5 protein-coding genes are annotated in these 4,787 nt (G+C 59.4%); 2 read left to right on the top strand and 3 right to left on the bottom strand.

All coding sequences use genetic code 11. The features are described from left to right. Nucleotides 1–126: 126 nt before the first annotated feature. A complete protein-coding gene (locus PseAD21_RS22890) occupies nucleotides 127–1,206 on the bottom strand; it encodes an SDR family oxidoreductase (RefSeq protein ID WP_102358010.1) in 1,080 nt (359 codons plus the stop codon). A 74-nt stretch (nucleotides 1,207–1,280) separates the two neighbouring features. Here PseAD21_RS22890 and PseAD21_RS22885 point away from each other — a divergent pair, with 74 nt between their 5' ends. Further along, on the top strand, nucleotides 1,281–1,670 hold the full coding sequence (locus PseAD21_RS22885; protein WP_102358009.1) for a MerR family transcriptional regulator: 390 nt from the start codon (nucleotides 1,281–1,283) through the stop codon (nucleotides 1,668–1,670). Between the two features lie 148 nt (nucleotides 1,671–1,818). Here PseAD21_RS22885 and PseAD21_RS22880 read toward each other — a convergent pair whose 3' ends face one another. Further along, nucleotides 1,819–2,712: a LysR family transcriptional regulator gene (locus PseAD21_RS22880; protein WP_102358007.1), complete on the bottom strand. Its 894-nt coding sequence runs from the start codon at nucleotides 2,710–2,712 to the stop codon at nucleotides 1,819–1,821. A 94-nt stretch (nucleotides 2,713–2,806) separates the two neighbouring features. On the opposite strand from PseAD21_RS22880, the gene PseAD21_RS22875 reads away from it, so the two are divergent. Continuing rightward, nucleotides 2,807–3,973 carry an MFS transporter gene (locus PseAD21_RS22875; RefSeq protein ID WP_102358006.1) on the top strand — a complete coding sequence of 389 codons (1,167 nt, stop codon included), beginning with the start codon at nucleotides 2,807–2,809 and terminating at the stop codon, nucleotides 3,971–3,973. A gap of 21 nt (nucleotides 3,974–3,994) precedes the next feature. On the opposite strand, the gene PseAD21_RS22870 is transcribed toward PseAD21_RS22875, so the two are convergent. Further along, on the bottom strand, nucleotides 3,995–4,336 hold the full coding sequence (locus tag PseAD21_RS22870; RefSeq protein ID WP_256588242.1) for a LysR substrate-binding domain-containing protein: 342 nt from the start codon (nucleotides 4,334–4,336) through the stop codon (nucleotides 3,995–3,997). Between the last annotated feature and the right edge of the window lie 451 nt (nucleotides 4,337–4,787).

Below are 4,787 nucleotides of genomic sequence, written 5' to 3'. Positions count from 1 at the left end.
CCCGCTCACAGGGGATCTGCGCTTAACTGATCGGCATTCCCCGCCAATCCCGGTATTTATTCTGACACAAGCGCTGGATCGCCCAGCAGGTTGTTATTCGCCTTCTTTTCGCCGCCAGGGGAGAGGTCAGAGGGCCTGGCCCTTGGCTATGCAATATGAGTTGACGAACGTTGCAGTGTGCTGCAAAGACTGACGTATATCCGGTTTGGCTATTCCATGCCTGTTGGCAAATTGTTCGACCGCGGCTGTATCAAAACGAGTGGTCTGGATAAAGTCCAGGGCTTCGGGTTTTGTATTCAAAAACCACGCGACGGGAGGAATGCTCAGTAGCAACTTCAGCAATCGGAGTGAAATGTGATGCTTGGGAGACTTTAAGCCCAAAGGTTGTGCCACCTGAATCAGGAGTTCTCGCAAGTTTGGAGTTTGGTCATCAAGCGTCAGCAGTTCCTGGCCCACCATGGCAGGATCAAAAGCACAAACTGCCACCAGCTCAACCAGGTAGTCCACGGTGACCAGTGGCAGCCAGTGTTCGGCGGTACCGGGCACCGCAGTCAGCTTTCCCTGCACAAGGTTGCGTATCAGCTCCACCAGCGGCTGACCGTCAAGGATATGCCCTGTGCGGCTATGGCCACAGACAGTCGCAGGGTGGACAACGGTCATCTCCCCACCCTTGGCGGACATGACCTCCAGAGTCGCAAAATGCGCCTCCAGCTTGCTTCCCTCGTAACCGCCGACACGCCGGTAGACGGCAGACCAGTTCGTCAACTCCGGATGACGAGGATCAATGCCGATACGTTGCAGATGTTGATGATTTTTCAGCATGTAGCCGCCGATCATCACTAAACGGCTTTTTTGCTCAGCCGCCAACAGCGCCACGCGCTTTGCCCCTTCCACATTCACCGCACGAGCGTGCTCCACTGAAAGCCCCCATGCGAAATGGGCGCCCAGGTGGAATATGACGCGGGCACGCCTTAGCACTTCCCGGTCAGCAAGACTCAGTCCGAGGTTGTCCCGTTCCAGATCGCCAGCTACGGCAAATACCCGGGTTGCGCACCCTCCCAGATTATCGACTTGCTCGCGCAACGCAGCCAGTCGCTCCGGGCGACGCATCAACACCCGAATGGTGTGACCTTTTGCACTCAGGTTCGCCACCAAATGTTGACCGATGAAGCCAGTCCCGCCCGTAACAAAGCACTCCACGCTCATTTCCCTGTTCCTTGTTGAAGGTGAGAAATCAAGCGTAAACTATCGACCCAACTCTACAGTCAAGCGGTGTTTTCATGAAAATCGGCGACCTCGAGGCCCGCAGCGGTGCCAGCCGCCATACGCTGCGTTACTACGAACAAATCGGCCTGATCTCACCGCTGCGGCAAACCAACAACTATCGCGTTTACACCGAGCAGACTCTGCAGGATCTGGACTTTATCCAGCGCGCGCAAAGCATGGGGTTTTCTCTGGGGGAAATAGGCGAGATTCTGGATGCGCAGCGGAACAAGCTGATCGATTGTGCTGACGGCGCGAAGCTGATTGAAAAGAAAATGGCAGAAATCAAACAGAAAATTGCCAACCTCCAAAGCATTTATCGGTATCTGGATCAAGAGCGCGCACCCCCCCAAGCCAGTGCTGCCAGGCAACTTGAGCTTCAGCAGCAGAGCAACGCTTCCCACTGAACTGTCAGCGTCCGGGTAACGGACGCTGCGGCCTGCCTCCAGTTTCAAGCCCGTCGCTTACGCATTTTCTGAAACCTTGCGTACACCGAAAAATGTTTCGGACACCTCAACATCGCGAGTGCCCGGAAATATCAGCTTTCGCCTGCGCTTACATCCGGTGATGTTCCAGCAAGAAGTCCACGAACAATCGCACCCGCGCCGGCATTGCCGCTCCACCGACGAACACTGCATGAATCGGTTCCTGGTCGCCGGGGTTCCAGGCTTCCAACAGCGCAATCAGGTCGCCGCGCTGCAGATCTTCGCTCACGCTGAATTCACCGATACGTGCAATGCCGGCGCCGACTCGCGCGAGTTGTGCCAGCGCTTCACCACTGCTGCATTCGATGTTGCCGCTGACCTTCAGGGAAAACTCGTTTCCATCGCGGATGAACGGCCAGTTGGGTTCGGCACGCCGGAAGTTGAAGCGCAGGCAGTTGTGCTGTAGCAGATCCTCCGGTTGCTGGGGGATGCCGTGGCGCTGCAGATACTCGGGCGATGCCACCACTACCTGGCCGGTGTTGCCGATCTTGCGCGCGGTCAGCGGGCTGTCGGGCAGATGGCCAAAGCGGACCGCGACGTCGGCCTGCCCGCCGAGAATGTCGACCACTTCGTCGCCGAGGGTGAGGTCGACGACGATGTTCGGGTAACGGGCGCTGAATGCTGCGACCAAGGGAACGATGGCCAGCCGCCCATGACCAAGGGCGGCACTGACGCGCAATCGTCCCCTGGGTACGCCCTGATCGGCGATGGCTTCTTCGACCTCGTCCATGTCGGCGAGGATACGCCGAGCGCCGCGCAGGAACGCTTCGCCCTCGGCAGTGAAGGTGATCGCCCGGGTGGTGCGCAACAGCAGGCGGGTGCCAAGACGTTGTTCGGTACGCGCGATGATCCGACTGACTGCCGAGGGTGTCAGGCCCAGTGCACGTGCGGCGGCCGACAGGCTGCCTTCCTGCGCCACGGTGGTGAACACGCTCATTTCACCTGACCTGCCGTTGAAATCCACTTGTGCCTCCCGCGCAAAGGTGATTACCAAAAATGCTATCTACCGCTTGAAAAGACAGGATCGTAGCATCTGCGGCATAGATAAGGAGCCTTCCATGCGTATCAATCCACCACTTGTCGCACTCGCCATCGGTGCCTTTGGCATCGGCGTTACAGAGTTCGCCCCCATGGGCATGTTGCCGGGTATCGCTGCGGACCTGGGCGTTTCCATTCCCGCCGCCGGTTTGCTGGTCAGTGCTTATGCGCTGGGCGTATTGCTCGGTGCACCGCTGATGACCCTGACCACCGGCAGGATCCCCCGGCGCTATCTGCTGATCGGGCTCATGGCGATTTTCACCCTGGGTAATCTGATGTCAGCTCTGGCTACCGATTACTACAGCCTCATGGTCGCCAGGGTGGTGACCTCACTGAACCATGGTGCATTTTTTGGCGTTGGCTCCATCGTCGCCGCCAGCGTGGTCGCCCCGGAGAAACGTGCCGGGGCGGTGGCGGCGATGTTCATGGGCCTGACTCTGGCGACCATTGGCGGTGTGCCGCTGGCCGCCTGGTTTGGTGAACTGTTCGGTTGGCGCACCGCTTTCTGGGGTATTACCGGGCTGGGCGTGGCGACCATGGCCGCGTTGTGGTTCGCCCTGCCTGACCTGAAGGCGCCGCAAAGCGTCGGTGTAATGGCGGAAATTCGGGTATTGGGGCGTGGCCCGGTGTTGGGCGCGCTGGCCCTGACCGTCGTCGGCTCGAGTGCCATGTTCACCGTCTTCACCTACATCGCGCCGATCCTCAGCAGCGAGACCCATGCGTCCACCGCCTTCATCACCGCCATGCTGGTGCTCTACGGTGTCGGGTTGACGCTGGGCAACATGTGGGGCGGCAAGGCCGCTGACCACTCGATTGATCGCACTCTGATCATCTCGCTGAGCGTGCTGATTCTCGTCTTGCTGGCGTTCACCGTACTGATGCGTTGGCCGCTGCCGGCCGCCGTCGCCATCCTGATATGGGGTGTCGCCAGTTTCGCCCTGGTGCCGCCGCTACAGATGCGCGTCATGGAAGCTGCGAAGGACGCGCCCAATCTGGCCTCTGCGGTGAACATTGGCGCGTTCAATTTCGGCAACGCGATTGGCGCTGCGCTGGGCGGAGCGGTGATCAACGCGGGTCTGGGTTATCCGGCGATTTCCCTGGCCGCAGCGGCGATGGCCGGCCTGGGGCTGCTGATGGTGTTGGCTTTTGCCTGGCGCTCCAGAACGATTGAAGCCGCTGTGGTGTGAGGAAGATGATGCGGCGTCGGGCTACCCGCTCAGCGGCTTGATTTGCTGGATGAATTCAATGAGCAAGCGCAACCCGGTTGGCAGTTGCCGCTGGCTGGAATAGTAGATATGAAAGCCATCTTCCAGAGGCGCCCACTCCGTCAGCACCAGACGGAGCCGCCCGTCCTTCACATAAGGCGCGACAAGAGGTTCCGGCAAATACATCAAGCCAGCACCACCGAGTACAGCAATGAGCCCCGTCTCGGCCTGGTCGACAGTGATGGACGTCGGAACGGTGATTTGTAATGCCTCACCGTCGCGCTCCAGCTCCCACCGATACACCCGATCATCTCCAAGACGGTTGCTGATGCAGCGATGATTCAACAGGTCATCCGGGTGTTCAGGTGTTCCAAATCGTTCCAGGTAGCTCGGTGCCGTAGCTGCCGTGGGCTATGAGTGCTTTCTCGGCATCGCTCACGGGAAGTGCATCGATAAAGGCTCGCGCCCCATCCAGGCTCTGATAGGGATAGTCGATGGAATACAGGATGCGCTCGGCACCCATCAGCGTATGAATGAACTGAAAGTGCGTCCGCTTCCGGCGGCTGCCACGGCAGGGTTGCAAAACCGGCGAAGCGCTCGGGATGAGCTTACGCAGCTGCGGCTAACCAATCGTTGGCGGCACGGTTCAGATCGATGGCTTCTTGCGCAGGCAACAGCTGGGGAATCCATTCGCGTTGAACCCGGCGTGCTCGCCATCTACTCGATAGCGGAGAAGGGCAGCCCCACCAGTCTAATGCCGATCAGTCAAGCGCAGATCCCCTGTGGGAGCGGGCGT

It is taken from the genome of Pseudomonas sp. AD21, assembly GCF_002878485.1.
GTDB lineage: Bacteria > Pseudomonadota > Gammaproteobacteria > Pseudomonadales > Pseudomonadaceae > Aquipseudomonas.
Note: the sequence above shows the minus strand (reverse complement) of the source record. Positions and strands in the feature narration are given on the sequence as shown.

Coding starts and splice junctions, on each gene's coding strand:
- PseAD21_RS22875 (WP_102358006.1), top strand. CDS start 2,807: ATGCGTATCAATCCACCACTTGTCGCACTCGCCATCGGTGCCTTTGGC.
- PseAD21_RS22885 (WP_102358009.1), top strand. CDS start 1,281: ATGAAAATCGGCGACCTCGAGGCCCGCAGCGGTGCCAGCCGCCATACG.
- PseAD21_RS22890 (WP_102358010.1), bottom strand. CDS start 1,206: ATGAGCGTGGAGTGCTTTGTTACGGGCGGGACTGGCTTCATCGGTCAA.